This is a genomic window from Peribacillus sp. NPDC096448 (genome assembly GCF_044762675.1).
In the GTDB taxonomy this organism is placed as follows: domain Bacteria; phylum Bacillota; class Bacilli; order Bacillales; family DSM-1321; genus Peribacillus; species Peribacillus frigoritolerans_B.
Window position 1 is genome coordinate 277,422 of sequence record NZ_JBIWEU010000003.1, and the last position, 25,869, is coordinate 303,290.

General features: G+C 38.6%; 23 protein-coding genes and 2 pseudogenes. 4 read left to right on the forward strand and 21 right to left on the reverse strand.

Features of this window, described 5'->3' with window-relative positions; genetic code table 11:
• Positions 1-23: 23 nt before the first annotated feature.
• The 14 genes from ACIQ0C_RS07515 to ACIQ0C_RS07580 all read right to left on the reverse strand — a co-directional run bounded on the left by ACIQ0C_RS07515 (position 24) and on the right by ACIQ0C_RS07580 (position 10,525).
• On the reverse strand, positions 24-413 hold the full coding sequence (locus ACIQ0C_RS07515) for an immunity 22 family protein (RefSeq protein WP_403058680.1): 390 nt from the start codon (positions 411-413) through the stop codon (positions 24-26).
• 300 nt (positions 414-713) lie between these two features.
• The gene (locus ACIQ0C_RS07520; protein ID WP_403058682.1) at positions 714-1,223 is read right to left on the reverse strand and encodes an ankyrin repeat domain-containing protein; all 510 of its coding nucleotides are present in this window, start codon (positions 1,221-1,223) and stop codon (positions 714-716) included.
• Between the two features lie 259 nt (positions 1,224-1,482).
• Complete coding sequence (locus ACIQ0C_RS07525) at positions 1,483-1,938, reverse strand: SMI1/KNR4 family protein (protein WP_403058684.1); 456 nt, start codon at positions 1,936-1,938, stop codon at positions 1,483-1,485.
• 177 nt (positions 1,939-2,115) lie between these two features.
• Positions 2,116-2,667: an SUKH-4 family immunity protein gene (locus ACIQ0C_RS07530; RefSeq protein ID WP_403058686.1), complete on the reverse strand. Its 552-nt coding sequence runs from the start codon at positions 2,665-2,667 to the stop codon at positions 2,116-2,118.
• Positions 2,668-2,671: 4 nt separating this feature from the next.
• On the reverse strand, positions 2,672-2,851 hold the full coding sequence (locus ACIQ0C_RS07535) for a hypothetical protein (RefSeq protein WP_403058688.1): 180 nt from the start codon (positions 2,849-2,851) through the stop codon (positions 2,672-2,674).
• A gap of 384 nt (positions 2,852-3,235) precedes the next feature.
• A complete protein-coding gene (locus ACIQ0C_RS07540) occupies positions 3,236-3,673 on the reverse strand; it encodes an SMI1/KNR4 family protein (protein ID WP_403058690.1) in 438 nt (145 codons plus the stop codon).
• 18 nt (positions 3,674-3,691) lie between these two features.
• A complete protein-coding gene (locus ACIQ0C_RS07545) occupies positions 3,692-3,835 on the reverse strand; it encodes an HNH endonuclease (protein WP_403059013.1) in 144 nt (47 codons plus the stop codon).
• A gap of 487 nt (positions 3,836-4,322) precedes the next feature.
• Complete coding sequence (locus tag ACIQ0C_RS07550; protein WP_098370117.1) at positions 4,323-4,679, reverse strand: hypothetical protein; 357 nt, start codon at positions 4,677-4,679, stop codon at positions 4,323-4,325.
• Positions 4,680-5,015: 336 nt separating this feature from the next.
• Positions 5,016-5,405 (reverse strand): immunity 22 family protein, encoded by a 390-nt coding sequence (locus tag ACIQ0C_RS07555; protein WP_403058693.1) that lies wholly within the window; start codon positions 5,403-5,405, stop codon positions 5,016-5,018.
• Positions 5,406-5,415: 10 nt separating this feature from the next.
• A complete protein-coding gene (locus ACIQ0C_RS07560) occupies positions 5,416-7,290 on the reverse strand; it encodes a ribonuclease YeeF family protein (RefSeq protein ID WP_403058695.1) in 1,875 nt (624 codons plus the stop codon).
• Between the two features lie 241 nt (positions 7,291-7,531).
• The gene (locus ACIQ0C_RS07565; RefSeq protein WP_403058697.1) at positions 7,532-8,359 is read right to left on the reverse strand and encodes a MetQ/NlpA family ABC transporter substrate-binding protein; all 828 of its coding nucleotides are present in this window, start codon (positions 8,357-8,359) and stop codon (positions 7,532-7,534) included.
• An 18-nt stretch (positions 8,360-8,377) separates the two neighbouring features.
• Positions 8,378-9,040: a methionine ABC transporter permease gene (locus ACIQ0C_RS07570; protein ID WP_403058699.1), complete on the reverse strand. Its 663-nt coding sequence runs from the start codon at positions 9,038-9,040 to the stop codon at positions 8,378-8,380.
• Positions 9,033-9,782, reverse strand: a complete 750-nt coding sequence (locus tag ACIQ0C_RS07575) for a methionine ABC transporter ATP-binding protein (RefSeq protein WP_403058701.1) — start codon at positions 9,780-9,782, stop codon at positions 9,033-9,035. Before ACIQ0C_RS07575 ends, ACIQ0C_RS07570 begins: the two co-directional genes overlap by 8 nt.
• Before the next feature lie 230 nt (positions 9,783-10,012).
• The gene (locus tag ACIQ0C_RS07580) at positions 10,013-10,525 is read right to left on the reverse strand and encodes a helix-turn-helix domain-containing protein (RefSeq protein WP_096340110.1); all 513 of its coding nucleotides are present in this window, start codon (positions 10,523-10,525) and stop codon (positions 10,013-10,015) included.
• 162 nt (positions 10,526-10,687) lie between these two features.
• Between ACIQ0C_RS07580 and ACIQ0C_RS07585 the strand changes: the two are divergent.
• Positions 10,688-11,985, forward strand: a pseudogene (locus ACIQ0C_RS07585) (MFS transporter).
• A gap of 34 nt (positions 11,986-12,019) precedes the next feature.
• Positions 12,020-13,003 (forward strand): ornithine cyclodeaminase family protein, encoded by a 984-nt coding sequence (locus tag ACIQ0C_RS07590; protein WP_403058704.1) that lies wholly within the window; start codon positions 12,020-12,022, stop codon positions 13,001-13,003.
• A gap of 148 nt (positions 13,004-13,151) precedes the next feature.
• Here the strand turns inward: ACIQ0C_RS07590 and ACIQ0C_RS07595 are convergent, their stop codons facing one another.
• Positions 13,152-13,607, reverse strand: coding sequence for an SRPBCC family protein (locus tag ACIQ0C_RS07595; protein WP_403058706.1), 456 nt, complete (start codon positions 13,605-13,607; stop codon positions 13,152-13,154).
• 216 nt (positions 13,608-13,823) lie between these two features.
• Here ACIQ0C_RS07595 and ACIQ0C_RS07600 point away from each other — a divergent pair, with 216 nt between their 5' ends.
• A complete protein-coding gene (locus tag ACIQ0C_RS07600) occupies positions 13,824-15,083 on the forward strand; it encodes an ATP-binding protein (protein WP_403058708.1) in 1,260 nt (419 codons plus the stop codon).
• A 394-nt stretch (positions 15,084-15,477) separates the two neighbouring features.
• Here the strand turns inward: ACIQ0C_RS07600 and ACIQ0C_RS07605 are convergent, their stop codons facing one another.
• The 6 genes from ACIQ0C_RS07605 to ACIQ0C_RS07630 all read right to left on the reverse strand — a co-directional run bounded on the left by ACIQ0C_RS07605 (position 15,478) and on the right by ACIQ0C_RS07630 (position 24,376).
• Positions 15,478-18,648 carry an ATP-binding cassette domain-containing protein gene (locus ACIQ0C_RS07605; RefSeq protein ID WP_403058710.1) on the reverse strand — a complete coding sequence of 1,057 codons (3,171 nt, stop codon included), beginning with the start codon at positions 18,646-18,648 and terminating at the stop codon, positions 15,478-15,480.
• A 274-nt stretch (positions 18,649-18,922) separates the two neighbouring features.
• Positions 18,923-19,054: a small, acid-soluble spore protein L gene (gene sspL, locus ACIQ0C_RS07610; protein WP_034304091.1), complete on the reverse strand. Its 132-nt coding sequence runs from the start codon at positions 19,052-19,054 to the stop codon at positions 18,923-18,925.
• 35 nt (positions 19,055-19,089) lie between these two features.
• Complete coding sequence (locus ACIQ0C_RS07615; protein WP_403058712.1) at positions 19,090-19,305, reverse strand: hypothetical protein; 216 nt, start codon at positions 19,303-19,305, stop codon at positions 19,090-19,092.
• Between the two features lie 103 nt (positions 19,306-19,408).
• The gene (gene helD / locus ACIQ0C_RS07620) at positions 19,409-21,748 is read right to left on the reverse strand and encodes an RNA polymerase recycling motor HelD (RefSeq protein WP_403058714.1); all 2,340 of its coding nucleotides are present in this window, start codon (positions 21,746-21,748) and stop codon (positions 19,409-19,411) included.
• A 442-nt stretch (positions 21,749-22,190) separates the two neighbouring features.
• Positions 22,191-23,105: a response regulator gene (locus ACIQ0C_RS07625; protein WP_403058716.1), complete on the reverse strand. Its 915-nt coding sequence runs from the start codon at positions 23,103-23,105 to the stop codon at positions 22,191-22,193.
• Positions 23,102-24,376: an ATP-binding protein gene (locus tag ACIQ0C_RS07630; protein ID WP_403058718.1), complete on the reverse strand. Its 1,275-nt coding sequence runs from the start codon at positions 24,374-24,376 to the stop codon at positions 23,102-23,104. The genes ACIQ0C_RS07625 and ACIQ0C_RS07630 overlap by 4 nt, the downstream gene beginning before the upstream one ends.
• A gap of 207 nt (positions 24,377-24,583) precedes the next feature.
• Here ACIQ0C_RS07630 and ACIQ0C_RS07635 point away from each other — a divergent pair.
• Positions 24,584-25,855, forward strand: a pseudogene (locus ACIQ0C_RS07635) (cation:dicarboxylate symporter family transporter).
• Positions 25,856-25,869: the final 14 nt, after the last annotated feature.

Genomic DNA, 25,869 nt, shown 5'->3' on the forward strand with positions numbered 1-25,869 from the left:
CCAATCAAGGTTTTTTATCTGAATTACAAGTATTCTACTGCACCTAAAAACTCTAAATCACTTTTATTAATTGTGGTTTTCTTTTTAATTCCCTCATATTTAAAGTTGTATAGAAGAATAACAACATTATACTCACTTGGCAACTGTGCGCCACACAATGAAGAAAATTTAGGAATAATATCATCATCGTAGGAGAACCCTTCTAATAATCGACTAAGCAAGTTATCTGCTACTTCATCATAAAAATCCGCTTCTCTAACAGCGTCGTCATATCTATCGATGCCAAAGCTTCGAGCAAACATTGAGGGAATAAAATCCCCATCCTCTGTATAAGAAATTTCAAGTAAATTGTCTAATTCCTCTGATGAGTTAATATTCCCTACCCAAAATGATACAAATCCTTCTTTTTGCAAAACTACCTCCTATTTGGTTCAACCCACCTAAGTGTTAGAGATTGACATTCAAGAGTTAATAGGTGGGGTAGCCTCTCGACATTATTATCATTCTGTGTACGTGAAGATTCGCAAAATAAATCTAGTAAAACATAATATAGGGCTTACAAGAGTTATTTATATTCTTTAAATAATAAACGGTTTATACTGCACTGAGAAACCCCACAAAAATAAGACACCCCGAAAGGCATTTTGCCAATCAAGTAAAAGTTACATTGTACTTACTATATAGCAAATACTATTAACTAAAAAGTCTCTTTTCTATTCTTTTTCATCCATTTTCTGCTTTAAATATTCAGCAATTTCTGTTTGCCCAAATTCTCTAGCATATTCATATGCATCCATATTCTTAATACTCTCTCCCGTATATCTAATTGAAATATCTATCCCATTTTCAACTAGAAACTCCACAACTTCTTTATGCCCACCATAAATTGCTCCAAATAATGGGTTTCTTTTTGCTAAGGTCAAATCTAATTCTGCGCCTCTCTCTATTAAATACTTAACTATCTCCAAATGCCCCGCACCTGCTGCCACATTTAAAGGAGAAGCATCAAATATATCACCTTTTGTATTGACATCAATTCCTTTAAGAATCAGATATTCTACTATTTCAAAATGCCCTTTCTTTGCTGCAACATGTAACCATGTACCAAATGGTGTCATTGTATGTAAAGATTCTGGATTATCTCCTATTAAACGCTTTACTTCATTATTATCACCGATCTTAATAGCATTTCTTATAGTTTTATTTAGACTTTTTTCATCCATAGCATTACCTCCTGTATTTCTACTATCTTGAACTAGCTATGTCTCCTAAATATTCAAGAGCTTCAACAATATCATCAAAGTAACCGTCCATTGCTTCAACAGCCCTTAACGATTCACTACTTCCTTTAAAGCATCAAAACTATGTTGTCCTATTACGGCATTTGGCGCCCAAATCTAAATGAAAAAAGAAATGGATAGTCCCTTTGATCTTCGAAAGGCTCTATCCACTTATTCTTTATGTAAAATATTTCTTACTTTATTACCAATCTTCTTCATCTTCATCCCAATCTTCTTTTGCCTCTTCTAGGCGCTCAATAAAATAGTCTAAAAAATTATCAGCTAGTTTAACACCATACCCCTCCTGATTATCCCACGTAATAACTGGGCATTCTCCATCTTTCATTTTATTAGTATCGAGACAATAAGCAAATTCATCAATATCCTCTATAACCACAAGTCCATCTATTAAATCATAATACTTTTGATGATCTTTGGTAGTATCTACTACTGCTGGACCTGTAAAACCATATCCAATTATTCTCACTCCAAAAAGTCCACCATAACCATAATTTCTTAGAAACCACTTGTAACTTTCCGGTAATGAGACCTGTAGTTTTTGTTCAGTTTCTTTTACATTGTCTTCACCTATTCCACCTGTAAAATCATCATCTTCGCCATATTTCTTTATAAATACTTGTAACTCAGAATAATTCAACTAAATCACCCTCTAATATTGAATATCAATAGTCATTTCAATTTAAATATTACCAACATACCAACAACATTCCTAAGTGCTTCAATTCCTAGTAAACTGTGTCGTTACTTCGGACAACTTTTTTTCGTAATTCCTTTTATAAATTGCTTCTAGTTATCTATTTTAAAATGCTATCAGTTATTCATATAGATTCTCAATTTCAGAAAACCAAAAACATTCCTTTTCCATACACTTAGCATCAATTCTTTCTAATTCTTCTTTTAGCCAATTAATCACAGATTCTGGTATATCATTATCAATAAAGGCATCCTCACCATTCACCTCTATTGCCTTATCAATCATTTTTGAATATACTAATAAACATTCTGCAAATTGATTTAAAGAAGAATTAATAAATACCTCTTTATAATCATCACTATTATGAAGAAACACTACATTTTCTTGTTTCTCGATTATACATATCGGATCCCCGGAACCAGTCGATCCCAAAAACCAATATTTTTGAAACTCTTCTGGCATATTAAATACATACGTAATACGCCTTAATAACGATTGTGACGAAGTAAATTCTAAATATGGTGGAGGAGTTTCAGGTAAGCCTCCTATTGACAAAAAGCTCTTCACTTCATCCGAAAAATCTGTACTTATTAAATCTTGGTAATTAAATTTAATTAGCGGGCCATCTTTGTTAACATCCCATTTATAATTAAATTCTTCTGGTAGTATCATCTTCTCACCTTCCTGAATTTTTTATAAAAGTTTCTAATCTAGTTGCAATTTCATTATCTATTCCAGTAATTCCCCAATCCTTTTCTACATTATGAATTCCACCATATCCTGGATGCAAACTTTTTGGTAAAGCTACAGCTTGACCACCTTCTCCTATAAGGTGATGCCTCATTGGATTTTTCAAATACTCCTTATACTAAGGAAAATGTTTTATAAATTGTTCATCAGCACTTGGAACGATGGTACATGGTACAACCTTCATTAGCTTTGAATTTCAGTCAAGCATCATTCAAATCGTCCAAAGTATAAATATCCCATAAAAGAAAACAAAAGCACCTGTTGCCTCAAAGACAATCAAATGCTTTATCGTTAGCTATAAAGTATTCATTACAAAAGCTTATCTTTAAACCAACGTGATTGTTTAATTTCGTAAGTTTATAGCTTGTTCCTTGTAACAATACTTCGTAAGCTTAAAATGTCATTTCACCTAGCTATCTTTCGTATTTGTAACTTAAACAAAAAATCTAGGATTGCTTAAAACGGATAAATGCAGCTTCCTATAGTATCGTTATTCAGATACATATAGGTTATTAAAGAACTCAGCAAAGCTATCTGCGAGGATAAACATATTCCCCATTTCTCCCTCTGGTTCTATATCATGAATCCAAAAATATACCTTTCCCTGATACTCTCTACTAACCCCTAATAAAATCTCATTTCCACCTGGGTCATTAGCAATTGAAACAAAATCTTCTGGTATTTCTCCTTCTAAAATCTCAAAAACTTTAGCTAAATTACTCTTCATATCCCCAATTCCATAAAACTTATTAACTAAACTTTCTCCTTCATCATCAGATATTCTGAAGTTACATTCTTGGGGATATCCTCCATTGTATTCTAGTAGAAAATCAACATATTGTTTAGGTAACGTAACATCGTACTCCTGTTCAAATTGTTTTATATCTTGTAGGGAAATCTTTGGATTTTTGCTACTCATTTTTGTCATATTCGCACTCCTCTAATCTTACTTATTTTTCCCATTAACTTTTGATTGACCACTAATGTGTCTAAACTCTCTATGAATATCTTCATCTACTAGCATCTTCGTTTTTCCATCTTTTTGATGATGCCATGTATACCCTTCTGGCGGTTTCCTAATATTTATTATTGAGGATCAGTATCTTTTGTAATTTAGCCGCTATATTTGCATTTTCAAAGTCTTTTGGATTATTCTTAGGCGAATGTACCTCGATTTAAACCAGCTCAACATTTGGATGTACATAGGGTGTAAAATCAGGATAACCATTTGGATAACTTACTGATATTCCAGACTTGTTAGGATAATTCCAAGTGCCATTATCATCGATGGAGATCTTCCCACCCTTTTTATATACCACTTTTCAGGTATAGGAGATTTTCATTGGTGATAGATACATCTTTATTCAGTACATTGGTACAAACTTCATGGGCTATGAATTTCAGTAAAGAATCACTCATATCGTCCAAAGAATAAATATCTCATAAAAAAACACCTGTTGCCTAAAAGGCAATCAAGTGCTTTAAAGTTTCACTCGCTTATGCTGCTAACACAAACTCATAACATATCTTTTTACAATAATGTTATTAATACCAATTCATAGCATTATCTTTTCGAATTAAACTTCGTCTGACAATGCATCATTGTAATCCTGTAATTCTTCCATAATTTCTTTTAATCGGTCAATATTATTAATAAATTCGTCGTAAGAAATTTCTTGATAATCGAAAATTCCTTCTCCATATTCATCACTGTCAAATATTTTTACTTCTGCACCTAACTTCAACAAATTATCAACTAACCCTTTTAAATTCTCCATTTCATCAATATCATTCGCATCCGTTTCGGCAAAAAAATCTTTGTTTTCAATTTTATTTTTTATGTCTGTAATTCCTAAACCAGTGTACTTTCTTAAAGGTACTACACATTTACTAAATGGACCATTAGTATTTATCTTAATTGCCATTTTACTCATCTATTATTCTCCTTTCCATTAAAATTCTAATGGTAACTTCATTCTTTTTTCGGTAGGATATAGAAGTACATAACTCTAAATAACAAAAAATGGATAGCCCCTTTGATTTCAGGCTCTATCCACTTCTTCTTATATAAAATATTTCTTACTTTATAAGAAAATAAGATAAATAACTATTACCTTCAGCTTTTACCAATCTTCTTCATCTTCATCCCAGTTTTCTTTTGCCTCTTCAAGACTTTCGATTAAATAGTCTAGGAAATTATCAGCTACCTTTCGACCATAGCCTTCTTGTTAAGTATTAATAGCTTATTTAAACTAAATTACTAATTAGTTTTACTTGTATGGTACAGTACCAATAAATTTAATTTCTATATTTTCCGTTTCATCTCCACTTTTCGCTTCATCATATTGAAAATCATAGAGTACAATAACAGAATTAATCCAGTATGCTAAATTATCACCATTTACTAACTCTTTTATATTCGGAATAATTACTTCGCTATATGAAAAATCATTTAAAATGTCGTCTATATTATTTTTTGGCTCTTCATAGAAACAAATTTCAATGTTATCTTCATCATAATAACCAAATTCAAAGTTTGTACCAAATTTTGAGTCTATTGAATCCCCATCTTCCGTATACTCTATATCAACATACTCTTCAAGATTTTCAAACGATTTAGAAACGCCAAACCACACTGAAACCACGCCACTATATTCCATAATTTCACTCCTATTTTTTTAGATTACCTGGTAAACCCTCTACTCCACCCTTGTATCTATAATGAGACCACATCTGTAACCGTCTTACAAATGTATTATAATCAAGGGATGTGTCTATTATTTCTAATATTTCATTATGCGCTCTTTTAGAACCAGGAGCACGATGATGTCTACCTGGTGGATTAATAAACTCTACATCTTTTGTTGGTGTTCTCAATTCTTGGATTTGTTCAGCACTTATTCCCCACCTTTTGAAAGTAGGTGCTCTTGCAATCATTAACCATTCATGTAATTTTCCAGGCGATCTCAATCTTGAAGAAATTACTTTTCTAACTTCCGGATTAGCCCACGCTATTTCTAATTCATCTAAGGTTATATTATCATACCATTTAATAAACCCACCATCTCTGACACTTGGGATATCTTCAGGGTTAAAAATATTAGTGCGAGAAGTGATTTTAACAAAATTATTTTGGATAACTTCTGATTTTCTTTGATTCGGAGTTTGTCTTTTTACTGTAGTTTCACCCGGACCCCTACCACTAACTTCAGACTCCACTTTCGCCATAGAAATTAATTGTTCTTTTAACCCAACCCCATTAACCACATTATAAGGTACTCCCCCTGCCAACGACAGTTGGTTTTTTGGATTGTATGGCAATAGGTTAGGGATAGTGGCCAGTTCTTTTGCCTTCGTAACGCCTTTTACTGCAGCGGCTTTTGTTGTCGCTACACCAGTCTTCGTTATGGCTCCTGCACCTTTTGTTCCTACTACTGATGTGACGACTGTTCCAAGGGCATAGGTTACCCAATGAGACCTCGAATAGGCATCGCCATTTACCATATCTCTTTCATAGGAGTCGGAGATGGATTTGGAAATATATTTATAGGTTTGAATCGGGTGCATAATCGAATTGGCTACGCCTTCGACCGTTTCTCCAGGGTCTGTGACAAAGTCCCAAACTCCTGTCACAAAGTCTTTCCCTACATCATAAAGGCCTACACCGATTCCTTTTGCAATGTCTGCGGTTTGCTTAGCCGCTTCTAGCTGCATGACATATTGCTGCTGGGTGGGCGCTAAGTTTTCGTATCCGATCTGCTTGGCGATTTTGAGGAACTCGTCTGGATCTGTTACATGATCGAGTTGTGCCTTCAATTCTTTGATCCGGCGATTCTCCGCTTCCTCTTTCTTAACCTTGAGATATTGCGCGGTTTCTTTTTTCCTTACTTCTAGGTTTTTATAGGCTTCACTATTTTTGTAAGCTACTGCATTAAAATAGAGCGGGGATACTTCTCCTCCCCTTGTACTGGATATTTTCAGTTGCTCCATGAGTGCCGTCACTGCCGCTTGGTCCGCTTCGGATTTGGCATATTCAGCCGTCCACTTATGATCGATTTCGTTTACTTTGTCTATCGTTTCGGTCCGTTTCCTTTCAGCTTTCTCCATATTCTCAAAGAACGCATCATCGGAAAAAGGCTCTAACTGAATGATATCATCAATTCCAGCCAATATTTTTTTCAGATCATTTTTTTGGGCTGTGACCATTTCCTTGGAATTTCGAGTGGCGTTTGTCAGCTCTTCCTCTAAAAAAGGGACCGTAACCACGGTTTCACTAAGGTTAGCTTCGATTGTATCTCCTTGAATTCCACTTAAAAAGGCAATATGCCGATTGATCAGGCGCAGCCAAGAATCCACGACATCGATTTGTGCTTTGTAAAACCCTTTAATGGCCTCTGCGCCTTGACCCTGCAGCTCATCATCCAAATGAACGATACTCTCAAATCCTTTTTTCAATTCCGTGAGCTGTTCTTTCAGGTCCTTATATTGTCCGACACGCGTTTGCATGGCAGAAACTAGTGTTTGAGATTCGTAAATCATCGACATAATGGAAAGTCCTTTCAACTTCTTTTCTTATAACTAGATTTCATTTGTATGTAATATTTTATTCACTGTAAAATTATGGACTAAATATATTTTAGAAGAGTTTCTATATTTATTCAAGAATAGAAGGGGAATTGGACAGTATTTTTAATAGTAGCTGGACGATGGACGATCACAAAGTTAAACAGACACGTAAATAAGGGCTATTCCTGTTTGAAGGAATAGCCCTTTCTTCGTATCAAAATTAAAATGCCGGTATGGCCGTTTCACTATATTTCTCTTCTAAAAATTTGCGTACCTCAGGGCTTGTCATGGCCTTGGCCAACTTTTGGACTGGATCAGAATCCACGTTATCCTTGCGTGCCACTAATGTAATCGCAAAGTCATTTTCAACACCTTCTGTGAGAAGGGCGTCATTTTTTGGTGTCAAACCAAGCGGTGCGGCGTAAGCAGGTGTTATCACGATCGCATCTGCTTCATCATACGTTCTCGCTAGCATTAATAAATCCACTTCTTTAAACTTATAGTTTTTAGGGTTCTCAGTGATATCAGACATTGTATAATATGGACCCTTTTTTTCCTTTAAAGTAATCACTTTATGCTGTGCTAGCAATGCCAATGAACGATCGATATTCGACACATCATTTGCAATGGCAATAACGGCACCCTCTGGCAATTGATCCATTGAGTCGTATTCTTTGGAATACACCCCATAATTGGCAAAATAAATGGGTTTCACTGGTACTAGCTCGGCATTTTTGTTTCGATTGAATTCCTCCATATACGGAACGTGTTGGAAGAAGTTCACATCCACTTCTTTTGCTGCTAGTGCGGTGTTAGGCTGCACATTATCACTTAATACAACCATTTCTAGGTTAATGCCCTCCTCTGCCAGCTTTGGTTTAACAAGCTCAAGGATTTCCGTCATTGGGGGAATGAGTGAGGCAACCTTCAATGTTACCTCTTCCTTCTCCTGATTCTGCGCATTTTCTTTCTCTTTTACTTCATTCGCCTTTCCGCATCCTACTAAAAGCAACATGATTGCTGCCATGAGAAAGAGTATTTTTTTCATGATGTTTCCCTCCATTATTTATCTTTTATCAATCATTCTGGCTATTGCCGTGCCAATGAATTGGATAAGCTGTACTAGAATAATTATAATGATAATCATATAAATCATTAGCTCTGTTTTAAACTGCTGGTAGCCATACCTGATGGCAAAGTCGCCGATACCGCCGCCCCCGACCACTCCCATGATCGTTGAATAGGAAATAAAGCTGATAATCGATGTTGTTAGTCCGAGGACTAGCCCTGAACGAGCCTCCACGTAAAGAAATTTAAATATGACATCCTTAACGGAAGCCCCCATGGAAATGGCTGCCTCGATCACACCCTTTGGCACATCCAATAAAGATTGCTCGACCAATCTCGAATAATGGGCAATGGCAATGATCGCTAATGGAACGCAAGCAGCTGCTGTACCAATGGCTGTGCCGATTATGAGCCTTGTAAAGGGGATTAAAAAAACAACCAATAACAAAAATGGGAAGGAACGGATCATATTGACAAGTAAATTTAAAATCGAGAACGCCCACGGATTTTCAAGCAAATGACCCTTCCTACAAAGAAATAGCAAGGTCCCCACAGGCAATCCAATCAAAATCGCAGCTAAAATGGACACACCAACCATGGTAATGGTTTCGCCAATTGACTGCCAAATTTCTGCCTCATATTGAACTAAAATCTCAGGCATGGCCTAGCCCACCATTCTCTGCTAATTGTTCGATAAAGTATTCTGGACGATTATCTTTTTTTTGAATCCCGGTTGGTTCGATTAAGACCGTGTCATAAATCTCTCCATCTGCCATGATCGATACACGATTGCATATACTCTTAATGACATCCAGCTCATGACTAACAATGACAATCGTCACACCGAAGCGTTTGTTGATGTTCTCTAGCACGTCTAATATTTCAGCCGTTGTATTTGGATCAAGGGAAGAGGTCGGTTCATCGCATAACAACACTTGCGGGTTATTCGCCAATGCCCTTGCAATGGCAACACGTTGCTTCTGTCCCCCGCTTAATTGTGCAGGATATCTCTCCATCTCACCCTCCAACCCGACAAATTGAAGACACTCTACAACACGGCTCCGACGTTCCTTCTTTGGATAATTTGCCAGCTCTAAAGAGGCTGCCACATTGTCATGAACCGTTTTATTTGCCACAAGATTAAAATGCTGAAAGATCATGCCAATCGACTTCCGTGCCCCACGAAGTGCTTTATTGTTCAATGTGGTCAATCTTTGGCCGTTTACCTCCACGTCGCCCGCATCTGGGGTCTCCAACAAATTCATTAGCCGCAGCAGCGTTGATTTCCCTGCTCCGCTTGCTCCGATTATTCCATGAATTTCACCTTTAGGTATTCTTAAAGTAACAGACTTAATAGCCTGAAATTGTGAAAATTTTTTACTCACTTGATGCAGGTTAATCATAAAATCCCACTTTCTATTTGTTGAAAGGTAAGTATACCGCTCCTCATTATCGTTTCATCAAAGAAACACAGCTGATAAACCATTTTATCAACTAATGAGGACCTAATGCAAAGACACAAATTAACAGTTAGAAAGGATAGATGAACAGTGAGGAATACCTGTTTACATCCATCCTTTTGTACGAGATTTTTCGTTAACTGGATATACTTTCATTCCAGAACACCGTGACGTTATTTCGACGACACCACCAAAAACCGGACATTTTGATCCGAGAAGTTAAACCAGTAATGGGCTTTTCTGGCATCGAACATGAACGACTGCTGTTCATGGAGTTCCATTCTTTCTCCCTCAATTTCCACTGTTAACTTCCCTTCGATAATGAATAAGAATTCATGTCCGCTATGAGAAAAGGCGCTTCCTTTATTTTCACCTGGCTTTAAGGTGACGAGAATAGGCGAAAAAACAGCATCACGAATGCCGCTGGATAAATTCTGATAGTGAAATTGTTCATGATTATAATCTGAATTTTCTTGGGAGCGGTCCTCTGAAAAAAAGAAACTTGGGCTGACATCCAATGTATCAGCGATTTTTTTTAATGACTCTAATGTGACGCTTGATTTACCCCGTTCCACTTGTGATAAAAAGCTGATCGAAACGCCTGTTTGTTCAGCAAGGCTCTTTAATGTTAGTTTTCGCTCTTTCCTCAATGATTTCATTTTTTCCCCGATTGAATCAAAAGGCATAGAGATGCCCCCTTTTTACATAGTATCTAGCTACATTATACAGTACAAACTTTGATGAATGTTCCGTCATTAATAAAATAATTGACAGAAAATTTAAAATTATTTACAATAAAGAAAATAATAAATTGAAGTGACACTTCAATTTTAACGGGGTGACTCAAGATGGAGAAGAAACAAATGCGGCGAATTTTAATTGCGAGTTTAGTCGGAAGTTCAATTGAGTGGTTTGACTATTTTTTATATGGGACCGTTGCAGCTCTCGTGTTTAATCAGCTATTCTTCGTGAATGAGGATCCGACAATAGGGCTGTTGCTTTCCTATGCATCCTTTGCGTTAGCATTCTTCATCCGCCCTTTTGGCGGGGTGATCTTCAGCCATATTGGCGATCGTATCGGGAGAAAGAAAACACTTGTTATAACACTTAGTTTAATGGGGGTCGCAACATTTGGGATGGGGCTTCTTCCCACGTATCAAGCCGTTGGGATTTGGGCGCCTATTTTATTGATCACGTTGCGATTAGTACAAGGTCTGGGAATTGGCGGTGAATGGGGTGGCGCGCTATTATTGGCCGTTGAATATGCTCCCGCTGAGAAACGGGGCTTGTTCGGAGCCATTCCTCAGATGGGTGTTACGATAGGAATGCTGCTTGGAACCGTTGCCTTATCCATTATGACACTGCTTCCTGAAAACGCATTCATGACTTGGGGATGGCGTTTACCATTCATTTTTAGTGCTTTCCTTGTTTTTTTTGGCCTATGGATTCGTAAAGGAATCGATGAAACACCGTCTTTCAAAAAATTGAAAGAATCAGGAGAAGTTCCAAAGCTGCCGATTGTGGAAACTCTTAAGAATTATTGGCGTGAAGTCCTTATCGCCGTGGGAGCTAAAGTGGTAGAAACAGCTCCATTTTATATTTTTAGCACGTTTGTCGTATCATATGCTACTGCAAATCTCGGTTTCTCCCGGACAGCTACATTAACTGCAGTCATGATTGCGACAATTATAACGACGATTTTAATACCTATCATGGGGAATTTATCTGATACGATTGGCCGCAAAAAGCTGTTTATAGGCGGAACGGTTGGGATGGCACTGTTTGCATTCCCATACTTCTGGTTGCTGCAGCAAAAATCGGTACTGCTATTGATCGTTGCAACAGTGATAGGTTTAGGGGTTATTTGGGCTCCCATCACAGCTGTTCTTGGAACGATGTTCTCGGAAATTTTCGATGCAAAGATCCGTTATACCGGCATCACGCTTGGATATCAAATCGGAGCAGCTCTGGCAGAGGAACAGCGCCGCTAGTTGCAACGGCTTTACTTAATCGGTTTAATAACTCCTATGTTCCTGTCGCCCTTTACATTATTTTTGCCTCTGTCCTGTCACTAGCAGCGATTTGGGCAGTTAAGGATCGCAGCAATCAGAAATTAGACGAAACGCATAATACTAGTGCCATGTAATCTATGGTTCTTTTACTTCAAGGAGGACAATTGAATGTTGGTTATAAGTGAGAAGGAAATTCAGCAATCATATGGAATGAAAGACGCAATATCGGATGTAAAGGCCGTATTACGTGCACATGGTGCTCAAAGAATAGATAACCCTCATCGCACGGTTCTTGCTTTCCCTCAACACGAGGCATCGGCACTTTACATGCCAAGCGCTGATTTATCTGAAGAAGTTTCGGCGGTCAAGGTTGTTACCATTTTTCCAAAGAATCCTTCAAGGGGGATGGCAACAACACAAGGAGTCATCTTGCTGTCAGATGCAGAAAATGGCGAACATTTAGCATTGTTGACTGCCTCCTATTTAACACGTCTCAGAACGGGGGCATTGAGCGGCATTGCCACTGACTTTCTTGCTCGTAAAGACGCCCGGGTTCTCACGATCATCGGCACAGGGGCTATGGGATTTGAACAAGCAATTGGTGTGTTAGCCGTAAGGGACATTGAGCGTATTTTATTAGTAAATCGCACACCAGAGAAAGCGGAGAAATTCGGTGAAAAGCTGCGGGCATTCGGTGTAACCGTTCCTTTTGAAGTTTTCGAAGATGTTTCAGCAGCTGTTCGTCAAGCAGATATCATTTGCTGCGCAACCCGCTCGAACGAGCCTGTATTTAATGGGCAGGATTTAAAGCCGGGCACACACATTAACGGGGTCGGGTCTTACTTGCCGGATATGAAAGAAGTGGATAATACCACGGTTTCACGCGCTGCTAAAATTATCGTCGACGATTTGGCGGGCGTGAAGGATGAAGCAGGAGAGCTCATTCATGCTGCCAATCAGGGAAATTGGTCATTTAATGATATTCACGGGGAGCTTTATGAACTTGTAATGCTGACCAAAACAGGCAGGGAACATGAAGAGGAAATTACCTTCTTTAAATCGGTCGGTGCTGCTTACTTTGACCTCGCTGTGGCAAAAGGTGTTTACCGCCAATCGAAAGAACGGAACATCGGGATGGAGATTGAGGTATAACAAAAGTCCATAAATTTTGCTATCATTGCCGAAACAAGATACGTTCAAGCTTGCAGTAACATTTCATCTTTAAAATAAAAGACCCTTTTTTCGGAAGGGTCTTTTGAATTCCTTACCTTTCACAAGCGATCAAGTCTTTAGTAAAGTATTACCTACCCGTTTCTGCTTCAGCTACCTTTTTGACACGGTCTAAAAATTCAACGACCACTTTATCGGTGGCAAATAATAAAAATAATTTCAAAAACCACTTTAACGGGCGACTGGTGACTGTATATGTAAAGGAAGTTCTATTGTCATTGATTTTATTTAGTTCGTAAAAAGCTGTAATTTCAAACATTTTTGCAAGTATAAATCCTACTTTAAGCTTTTTCTCATTAGTTTCATTCAAATATTCCAATGTTTCTATATCATACTCTTCTGTTCGTTTTCCTTCTCTATATTTTTGGCGATATACGCTTCCAACCACTTCTTCCGTTATTTTAATCGGCTTTTGTTCAACTACTTGAGGCATGATTTTTTGCATATTTTCTACTGAACCATCAAGAAACTTCCATACCTGTTCAATTGGGGCGTTTATTTCTATGTCTCTTGTCCATTTTTTCAATGAAAATCACCTCTACCTACATTATATTTCCTTTATTATGTAAAACCAAATTTCCAACTGATGAATCGGTAAATAATACAAGTTACATTAGATACGCATTAACCAACTCTTTTGAATTCAAATGTCTTTCTGTAAAAAAATTACTTTATTATGATTCTCTTTTTTGGTGTTATTCTTGTATAATAAACCAAACGGTTACTTTTTCAGGAGAATCCTATGAATTTTAATTATATCAATCAACACATATTAGATAATCTTTTTTATATCTTAGTAAGTATTTTGATTTATTACATTTTATTAGATCATGGCAAAAGATTGAGTCAGTATGTCAGGACCCTTATCACTGCATGCATGAGCATTCCTATTATATTATGTATGAAGTTTCCTATTTATATAGATGAATATTGTGTCCACGATCTCCGGCAAATCCCTTTTATAATCGGAACACTTTATGGTGGTTGGCCTGTAGGGGCTGCCCTGTTAGTCATCATATTAACTTTTAGGTTTGCTTTTTATGGTTTCAATTTACTTACGGTAATTGTATATATCGTAATATTTATTATAACGGCTCTATTTTCTTCAAAATTCAAAAATTTCAATCGAAAAAATAAGCTTAATAGCTCGATACTATTAATTTTATTTCTTGGAATACTAACGAGCTTCATTTCACTCGTTATGTCTGATTATTTTCAAATAACGGAGGCGTATGTATTTTACTTTATCATCCTCCCTCCTTTCATTATTGGTTTAGCTGTTTATATCATAGAAATTTTAAAGGATGCCATTTTAATTCGGACACAAATGATAAGGCTTGAAAAAATGGAGGTAGTCAGCCAGCTTGCAGCCAGCATTTCACATGAAGTTAGAAACCCTTTAACGGTTGTGAAAGGATTTGTTCAACTGCTAAAGACTCCTGATCTGACTCAGGAAGTAAAAGAACAATATATAGAACACGTTGTTAGGGAGCTTAATAGTGCAGAATCCATTATTAGTGAATACTTAGCATTTGCAAAACCTGCACTTGAGAAAGTGGATAGTATTTCAATTAACCGTGAAATAGGTTATGTAATTGAAATGATCAAACCATTGGCCAGCATGAATTTAGTTACGATATCTGAACAGTTGGCACCAGCCCTTACCCGGGGGAATATTCAACATTTCAAGCAATGCTTCCTAAACCTCATTAAAAATGGTATAGAGGCGATGCCAAACGGTGGGGAACTTAGTATTGTTTCTTATGTTAATAATTTAGACATCATTATCGAAATCAGTGACAATGGAGTGGGAATGAACAAAGAACAAATTAATCGTTTTGGCGAGCCTTATTACAGTTCCAAAGAAAAAGGGACAGGGTTGGGATCAATGGTAGCTGTCAAGACCATCCAAACGATGAATGGTACACTTCATATAACTAGCGCTTTGAATAAGGGAACAACGATTTCAATAACACTTCCCGTTTATCAAGAAGGTTATTAAAAAAAGCCCGCCATTATCGGCGGGCTTCAGACTGTAGACAAACTTGATGAAAACTCGGTTTGCCTGCAGTTTTTTATTTAATATGTTCAGTTGATTTCAGAAATCCGCTCCCTTTCTTTTGTAGTCGTTGCTTTCCACTCCAGGCACTCGCTTTCCGCGGGCGGTCCGGGAGCCTCCTCGGCGCCTATGCGCCTGCGGGGTCTCCCTTGGACACGTTTTCCCGCAGGAGTCTCGCACCTTCCGTTCCAATCAACTTTGTTTTAACTTTTTAATTCGGAAAATGAAAGCATCCATTGATCTCTTTCATTTCTGATTTGTTGAAAGATATGTTTTTTAAGAGGTGGGACACCAAGTATTAATCCAGTTATTTGCCATTATCGGCGGACTTTTTACTTTATTTTTTCTGGTCAAGGCATTGATAAACCGCCATCATGTCTCGTTTGTTCAATTCACGAATCCGGGCGAAAATGGGGATATCGGCAACGGCCTCGGTACGTTCACTTTCAGGGACGACATCTTTTACTTTCCCTGTCAGCCATGTCTGGACGTCGATGTTTTCGACGATTTCTTTACGGCCTTCATCATCGATGCCACTGGCATGACAGCTCACACAAGGGATCGTTAATTTATACACACCGTCATGGATGTTGTCTTCTGAAATGACTTTCTTGCCATTGCAGAATGGGCATTTATGACTTGCTTTAATTTTATTGATTTGGGTAACGATTTTTTTGTAGCCGAATGCTTCATAGACATAGGTTAGTTTTTTGTATTTGCCATTGGTGAAATATTTATCAATAATGGTTTCTCTTGTTTCGTTAATATTGGCAAAGTCACAGATGGTGATCTGATTTTTGCTGTTGATTGCTTCGATATTTCCTTTAATGCTGCCCCAGAACGGTTGGGTATTTTGTAAAACCACTTCATAGCCGATGAAGCTTGCCAGTTCGAGTTCGAGCATTTTCAACGCTGCTTGTGTTTCCCGAGGAAGGAATGAAACATCATCAGTAAGTGCGATATCGCCGCCTACAATCGCTTTGAGTTTTTCCAGTTCCGGCAGCTTCCCTACAATATTGATGACTTGATCTATTGGCTGTTGGATGATCTCACGAATATCCGTATCACCAAATGTCAGTTTTTTATGATGGTTCAGGATCGTTCCTTGACAGACTGGACAGGCGATCATTTCTTTTGTTTCTTTCATCTGCTCTTTAATGATTGATTTCGATACGAAGATATAACGCCCAATGATGAAATTGAATCCTTCCCAAATTCGCGATGCCTTGCCTGCTTTATCGTAAAAGGACTTTTCCCAATACCCATATAAGAATGTATGCTTTTCGGCATCTGTCATCTCATTATAGCTTTTACTCATGTCGTGACCTAGTTTATTCTTGATCTCATCAAACAGGAATTGCAGTTTTGAATGTTGATAATATTTTAATACTTCCATCACGTCTGGATGTAATAAACCATCCCAGAATGGCACGTTTTTGTCTTGAATGACTACATCAAAGTCAAATTTTTCAATGACCCGGCGTCCCGAACAGCTTGGACAATGATTTTCCGCAGAATAGAAATCGAAGCTTCTTGCATCTTTATTGGTCGGATGTGCAGCCACTATATGGTTGATCATTCCGCCCAGTTCATAAAGAAACGTATATTGACTGTACAAGTGCCGTTCAAGATCGATGGCGATGACAGGTGCGATCGTGTCTGACTCGTACTCCCCATAAATCACACGAGCGATTGGTGATAAGCTTTTTAAAATGCCGCCCTTATAGACGTTCTCTGCCTTTTTGAAATAGTCCAGATGATTTTCCTGTAAATAATTGATACCAGTTTTTGACCGGAGCGTCGAAGAGATATGCAATGGCTCCGCTCGATCGTCACTGTCTTTGTGACGGTAATAATCATCATGACTGACAACTTCAAGATGCTGGACAGGTGTTAGCTGCCTTTTACCAAAATCCACGATATAATCCGAGCTTTCCAGCATATAGGCATTATGTTCAATCATGATGATGGAGACGGATTCATCCTCCAGAATGACCCTGACACTGTCAATGAATTGGTTTAAAATATTTTGCGATAACCCTTTTGAAGGCTCGTCAAAAATGAACAGCGTGTGCGGGTTCCTTGTCTTCGCAAACAGCTCGGAAACTAAGTGGACACATTGAAATTCACCCGTCGATAGTGTTTGTGTTTTTCTTTCTAACGTCAAATAACCAAGCCCAAGTTTGATCAATAAGCTCAAGCGTTTATGTGCGATGTCTTCTTTTGGCAATTCTTCAATGATATCTTCGATCGAACGCAGAAAAATATCATCAATTTCATCACTGTATTTGGTTAGTTTCTTTTTAATATCAAGAAACGTCGCAACGGTTGACCGGCTGGTGATCGATTTGTTTCGGTCCTGCCCGACCATGACCAGTTTATCCTTTGGATACCGCTTCTGAAAATCTTTGGAGATGCATTCATTGACTAGTGTAGATTTACCGCAGCCTGACTCACCCGTAAAGGTAACGAGTCTATTCTTGGGAATCCGGATTTCTTCCATTTGAATATTACGGCAGTAAAGATCCTGGAATTGATAGTATTCCGATGGAACTGCTTCATTTCGTTTCCAACTGATTGGTTTGGGACGCGGTGATTCCTCAACGATTTTCCCGCCATATTTCCCGCTGCCAGGTCCAAAGAACAATTGGTCATCTGTGCTATCCAGCACCGTGTCTGAGTGATCAATGAGCCAAATTTGATTTTTATAACCTAATTGCTTAATCTGTTCCAAAATTTTCAAAAGGGTTTGATGATCAAGACCGACGGAGATTTCATCAATGATGATCACGGTATTTTCACTTGTTGCCATGAATTCGGCCAAATAAAGCCGGGTTAATTCTCCCCCTGACACTGTCCCCATAATACGGTTCAAGCCTAAATAACCAATATTCATATTGATTATATTTTGGAGGATATGCTGTTTTGCTTCACTAATATGTAAGGTCTCTGCGAGTGAAAGGATCGTTTCGATGCTTAAGTTGTTGATATCGGATATAGTATGCGGGCGGTCTAATAATTCAATGGTATATTGCTCGACTTCTGGATTGTAGCGCTTCCCCTCACACTTTGGACATTCGACATTTTTCGTCGTACCGCGTCCTTTACAAGCGGGGCACCAGCCTAAGGCATTATTAAATGAAAAAACTTCCGGAGAAAGATTGAATTTTTCTGCAAGACAAACACGAATCTCTTTAAACACACCAGTATGTGTGCCAATGGTCGAACGGGGATTGGCTGAAATGGATGATTTACCGAGAAAAAGGACCAGCGGCATTTCCTCCATCTTGATGGCGCTGAAATTGGTTTCCATAATATTGGGAAATAAATACTGATATTCAGACTTAGGCAATAAGGAAACGAGACGCTTCTTGGATTCTTCACCAATGGTTTGACAAAAAGTCGTCTTCCCGGAACCTGATAAACCAGCAATTCCTAATGATTGGTCGTCAGGCAGTGATGAATCTAAATGGTTTATATTGTTCGCTATTAATCGGTTTATTTTCATTTGTAACTCCTCTCCATTTTATTAAGCTCAGTCTTTCATATTAGCACAGCGATATATGTATTTGGTATTTTTTTAAACGGTAACCCCACCCTTCCATTCTTTCACATTCCGCTGCTTCAAAACGTATGATTCATCGACAAAAATCGTGGAGTGAGGATTGGATTTTTTCCATAACCAATTAGATGATTAGAGCCTTCTTATAGATTATAAAAGCCCCTCTCGATAAGAGAAGGGCATTCCTTATAAAGTATGACCACATTTTTATCCAATACGCTTATTTTGTATTGGACTTTTTTGCTTTGTTTTCAAGATCGCTTTTTGGCTCTGTGGAGAATTCCACATCTTTTCCATGTCCCTGCGGGTTAACACTTGGTGCGATGCGGCCTCTTCCTGTCTTTTTGCTCATTTCCTTCACCTCCAAGTATATGATGCTGGACGGATCTACTTTAAATTACGGGTGTAATTAAATGTGTCTTTGTTCTGAGGAACATCAGGATCTTTTTTCCCGGCAGGCTGTACTGCTCTTCCGGTATTTCCACTATAGCCTTCTTCCATGGGTCCTGGATAATGATAATGACCATCATTAACTGATTGAGTTGTTGATTCACCAGTTGCTTGACTTGCTCCCGTTTCCACCTGTTCTTTCTCGTTAGCCAATTCATCTCCTCCTTTTCTAAAGATTTTCTTTTATAGTATTTGATAAAAGAGCAATAAAATGAAAGGAGAAAAAAGGAAGCACTAATAATGACTCCATTCTTTGTTATTTGGAGGTCAGAAGTAAATTCTCCGTTGCATCGTTTTGCAAGAAGGGGCTGGGTTCGCCAACCGTATAAATCTGCAAGTCATGCATAGCCCTGGTACATGCCGTATAGAACAATCTGCGCAGGCTCTCATCGCCGTATGTTTGCATGGATGCATCATAAATGATGACAGCATCGAATTCGATGCCTTTGGCCAAATAAGCGGGAATGACAACTACACCCTGTTCATATTCATTTGTGCCTTTCTGTACGAGTTTAATTTCACCGTGGACACTTAGGGCATCGTATGCGGCGGCACTTTCGGCAGCAGATTTACAGATTATTGCGATTGTATTGTACTCACGCCTTTGAAAGTCTTTGACTTTAGACATGATTCTGTCGTGCAGTTCATCACGGCTGGACACTTGAGTGAGTACAGGCTTATCGCCTTCACGATTGAATGCCTTAATTCGATGGCCTTCAGGAACTAGTTCACGTGTGAATTCTATAATCTGCTTTGTGGATCTGTAGCTTTGATCCAAGGTTATGCTCTCGGTTTCACCTATTCCGTATAAACTGGTGAGAGTCTGGAAATCCACCCGTTCGCTGGCATGAGCGAATATTGCCTGGTTAAAGTCACCGAGCACGGTCATCCTTGCAGAAGGAAATAATCGTTTCAAAAACTCGAATTGAAATGGAGAATAATCTTGTGCTTCGTCAACAAGCACGTATTTTATTGAAGTATTCGTCTGAAACCCTTGAATTAACTCCTTCAGCAGCAAAAAAGGAGTCGCGTCTTCGTAATACAGTTTACCTTCGTCCAGCATTTTTTGCGTTGATAAGCAAATTTCCCTTTCGGCAGGTGTTTCACCTTCATTCCACAGTTCGATCCGTGTTTGTTCGTCAAAAAGTTGCTTGTATATTCCCTTAATATTGATAAAATAAAGTGCTTTTATCCGTTTGCGTAATGTCTTTAATTTCTTTCGAACAATCATACGCGCAAGCATTTTATTCTCTAGCTCATAATCGTCAAAGGAATCTTCATTATGGCCCCGTTTTTTCTCTAAGTAAGTGTATACCTTTTGGTAGTCTTCTTTGCTAAGATACTCGATCTCCTCCTGGACCCAAGGTTGTTTCAACTCAAACTTTTCCCTTTCATCAAGTAACTCACATAACCACTCTTTCAACTTTTCAATCCTATTGTGAAATTTTAAGGTGGTGTCCGTGTTATAAAATCTTTCCGAGATTTGTTTGGCGGAGACGAGCGTTTCCCCTCGGAACTTTAACCCTCTAAAGATCATTCCAGATTGCTCCAGTGATTGTCTGTATGTCTTGATGATCTCAAAGAAGCGAATGGATGCCTTAAATTGGATACTCGCTGTCCTGGTGCTATAGGAAGGATCATCCGCTGCAGTCAGCAAAAATTCTAATTGCTCATAAGGATCCTCAACTTGAAACGAGTCAGTCAGACGATGATCCAGGTATTCCTGGAATGTTACCTGCTGCATATTCTCTTCGCCAAGTTCGGGTAAAACATTGGATACGTAGTTATTAAACATGGAGTTAGGAGAAAATAGAATGATTTGATCGGCGTTTAGCCTTTCGCGATTCTTGTAGAGCAAGTAAGCGATCCGTTGGAGGGCAGCTGATGTCTTGCCGCTGCCAGCGGCACCTTGAACAATGAGCAGACGTCCGCGATCATTCCGGATGATCTTATTTTGCTCCCGTTGAATGGTGGACACTATACTGTGCATATGCTTATCCGTTCCCTTGCCCAGTACCTGCTGCAGTATCTCATCCCCAATGGTGAGACTCGTATCAAACATTGATTCGATAACGCCTCCCTTGATGGTGTATTGCCACTTGTTCTCCAGCATCCCTCGAATTACGCCTCCGGGAGTGGAGTATTCTACAGGACCGGGAGGATAGTCATAATAAACACTCGAAATCGGGGCCCTCCAATCGTAGATAATGAAGTTTTCTCCTGTTGCATCAGTAAGGGTGGAGGTCCCAATATAAATTTGTTCCGTAAGGGAAGACCCTTCTTCAGTGATATCAATCCGGCCAAAATAGGGCACTTCCTGCATGCGGCGCAGTGTCGACAATCTCTTGAAGGCATATCTATGTGCGCCTTCGCTTACCGACAAGTCTTGAGCTTGCTGCCTTAAGCCAATGATCGTCTCGAGGTAATCATCGAAAGTATCCATATTAACCTTAAGGTCATCCCAAAAGTGTTTACGGATATTAACAACTTCTTTTTTACGCTTTGAAGTTTCTCCTTCTATTTTGCTGATTTGTTTCGCAATTGTATCTATCACCTCATCCAAACGTTCTTGCTCCTGCCGAATTTCATTGTTCATATCAGACACTCCTTTAAAAAATGAGAAAATGGGGGTTGACTAGAGGTGAGTTTTACCTTATACTTATAGTAAGGGGTAAACTGTTTTGATTATTATAAAATGTGTTTCTATACTAATTTATCATAATTTCCGAATGATATCAATGTATATTGCACAACAGTTGCCATAATGGATCGTCATTTTATATTCTGATTTAACATGTAAAGTCAGTAACCAGTTAAGCAATAGCTTGACTGGTTATTTTTATGACTACATATTTGAAAGCCCCAGTGTTCGGTTCTTTTTTTCTGTAGATTTGAAACAAAGTCATAAAAAATACTGAGAAAATAGCGATAAAGACAAATCCCATATGAACGGATTTGTCTTTATGTTTCTTCCATTGAAAAATATAAAAAGTTTTTTGTGAATCTTCAATCTATTCAACTTGTGTTCGTGGGGTTTATCATTTCATCATCTGCCTTGCTTCCATAAACAGCACTTGGATAAACTTTTTCATATTATTGCGGCTCTGGCTGCTTACTTTTTTGCTTTTGTCTTCTAGCTCCAGCATTTTTTTGCGGACTTCCGAGAAATCAAAAAATGTGGATGAATAGGCTTCGAATTTTGGATTCATATAATCCGTCAATCCTAATGAAGCGATATGGATAAGTGCCTGGTTAAGAGCTCGGCGGACACGCTGCTCAGAAGCTTTCATTTCTTTCTGGATTTCGGCTTCTTTCGCTTGATCTCCCAGCTTTTCAGCTGCAATCCCAGCAAAAATCTCCTTTAAATATGGAAACGTGTAGGCAGGACCGAGTCTTTGCTTTTCATTTTGGAGGAATCCTAAAATGTTCAGTAAATCCTCGCTTCCCCCTTCGCCAATCATACCTAAATCAGAAATTAAGGAACGTCCAGCTTCCATGATATTTTTTGTATGAAAGGGTTTCGAAGACTTCGGGCGGCCCGTAAACACGTTCAACGACTTTTGAATGCCCTGGATCGATTGATCCACCAGTATTCGCTCGTTCACATTGTTTAATATGCATGAAATTTCAACTTGGTTCAGCGGTTTTGTAATGTAGTATTCCGCCCCTAATCTATACGCCTCCCCAATCAGTTCTTTCGATTCCACTTGCGAAATCATCACAAACTTTCCTTGAAATCCATCAGCAAGAGACCTGATCGTTTCAATTCCGTCCCTTATTGGCATGAGCAAATCGATTAAGACAACGTCTGCTTTTTTTAAAAACAGCAAGCCATTATTCACTAAAGCTCCGTCTTCTGCTTCTCCCACCACTTTACCTAAATCTTCGTCTTCAATTATCTCTGTCAGCATTCCTCGAATGGCAGGATCGTCATCTATAATGAAATAATTCATCTCGTTAACCCTTTCCCCATAATAGCATCAATCGGAAGTTCTACGATGAATACGGTTTCTTTATGGTAGTTATCCATTAGCCTGATATGTCCTCCAAATTTTTCAACAGTTTGTTTCACATACGATAAACCAATTCCCGTCGAAGGGTTTCCCGCCGCATCGAATTTCTTTGTATATCCTGCGGTAAAAATGATTTCCTTCTGCTTCGGTGCAATGCCCGGACCATTATCACAGATGTAAAACTCCACGAATTGATCTTTCCTTTGCACATGCAGTGATACGTATCCTTCTTCTTCAATGGCTTCCACTGCATTAGCCAATAAATTATTTATTAATGATAATACCATATATACATGATAGGGGGGATGGTCACCATCTATATGCAAGGAAAATGTAATAACTTTGCGAAGGGACTCTGCATATCGTCTATTGGACACGATCATGATGTTACCAAGGTCTTCGATCTTCATATATTCCTGCAGGTTTTCGGATGACATGAGTTTCGACAGCCCCGCATAAATTCGCTGGTTATCTTTTTTGATCTCATGCACGAGACCGGCAATCTGCAACGCAGTTTGTGCATCGCTTCCATTAGTCCCCTCCGATTTTAACCGACGGTAAAAGTCATAAGAAGTGCGGGTGATTTCTTCCGCATCTTGCATCGTTTTCTTCAGTTGAACCGATTCCTCATACAAACTTGAAATGAAAAGCAGCATTTGTTCCTTTTGCATGCGCTGCTCCGCTTCTGCGGATTTTGCTTCTCTCAACTTTAATATATTAAAAAAGCCGAGAACGAAAAAGCTTCGAATAAAGGCGATTAATACAAGTTGGTCAATGGCTATCAAGGGTGTATCCTGATTCGCTAGGATGGATCGGATCGTCATCTCCGATACACTTGCAAAAAGCTCGATCAATACCCCTAAAAGCCCGATCATAAACGGCTGATCGTGCCGTTCGTTCAATTTCGTTTTATGAAATGCCAACGCGTAAATGAAGTAATAGAAAAAGGCGGGAACATGAAGGCACATCGCATCCTCAACGGATATGTCCCGTATCCCGACAGACATTGAAAAACGTAAAAAAAACACACTCATCCCCGTCACTATACCTGCAATAATCGGGTGGATCCCCCTCCCCCATAGTAAAAACAAGAAGAAGACAGGGGTTCCCAAACTGACTCTGAATGTATCATCGAACGGATAAAACTTGAATTCGCCCGCAAGAGGCACCGCAATCATAATCAATAGTAATATCCTTATACTCTTTTTCAAATACGGTCCCTCCCCAGTCACTATAGTAAAAACATAACACATGAAAAGGTAAAAAAGTGAGAAGGGTTTTGACTGAAATTATTATTTTTTCTGGCCCTTGTAAGTATCAGTAGGATTCAGTAGGTTCCAGTAGGATGATCATAAACTTGAAATAATCTAAAAATTGAAAGCGCTAACAATCAAGTGACCATCCTAGGAGGAGTTTAAATGAAAAAGTTTGGCTTAGCTACTCAAATTTTTGTTGCACTTGTACTAGGTATCGTTGTCGGTGCTTTATTCCATGGTAATGAAACAGTCATGGCCATTTTGGTACCTATCGGCGATATTTTCATTCATTTAATTAAAATGATTGTCCTCCCGATCGTCATGGCTGCATTAGTAGTCTCCATAGCGGGAGTCGGCGATCTTAAAAAACTAGGAAAATTAGGCGGGAAGACTCTTCTTTATTTTGAGATTGTCACCACAATTGCCATTGTTATTGGATTGCTTTCGGCAAACTTGTTCCACCCAGGGTCTGGTTTAGATACAAGCGATCTTGAAAAAAGTGATATTTCAAAATATGAAGAAACAACGAAGACGGCTGGAAGCAGTGGCTTTGGAGAAACGATTTCTCATATCGTTCCTCAAAATGTATTTGAATCAATGGCTCAAGCGGATTGATTACCGATTATCTTCTTTTCTGTTTTATTCGGCTTAGGTGTGGCTGCGATAGGCGAAAAGGGAAAGCCTATTCTTGGATTCTTTGAAGGTGTGTTGGAAGTAATGTTTTGGGTGACGAATGTAGTCATGAAATTTGCCCCCTTTGGTGTGTTTGCACTCATTGGTGTAACCGTTGCAAAATTTGGCGTTGCAACGTTAATTCCTTTAGGGAACTTAGTAATTGCTGTTTATGTGACGATGGTATTCTTTGTGTTCGTCATTCTTGGAATCATAGCGAAAATGTCTGGGACAAGCATTTTTGTAATCCTGAAAGTGTTAAAGGATGAGTTGATTTTGGCATTTACAACAGCAAGTTCAGAGTCGGTATTACCAAGGCTTATGGACAAAATGGAGAAGTTTGGCTGCCCGAAGTCCATTACTTCTTTTGTTATTCCAACAGGCTATACGTTTAATCTGGACGGCTCATCGATTTACCAAGCACTTGCTTCACTTTTCGTGGCACAAATGTATGGTATTGATCTATCCATTACACAACAGATTACTTTGTTACTAGTATTGATGTTAACGTCAAAAGGAATGGCTGGCGTTCCGGGTGCGTCATTTGTTGTTGTTTTAACAACACTTGGTTCTATGGGACTGCCGGTGGAAGGTGTTGCGTTCATTGCCGGTATCGACCGAATTTTGGATATGGGAAGATCAGCGGTAAATGTCATGGGGAACTCATTGGCGGCGATTGTCATGTCGAAGTGGGAAGGGGAATTTGACCAGGAAAAAGCAAACCATTACGTTGATTCAATTAAACAATCAGACGTGGCATAAACTTATAAAGGAGG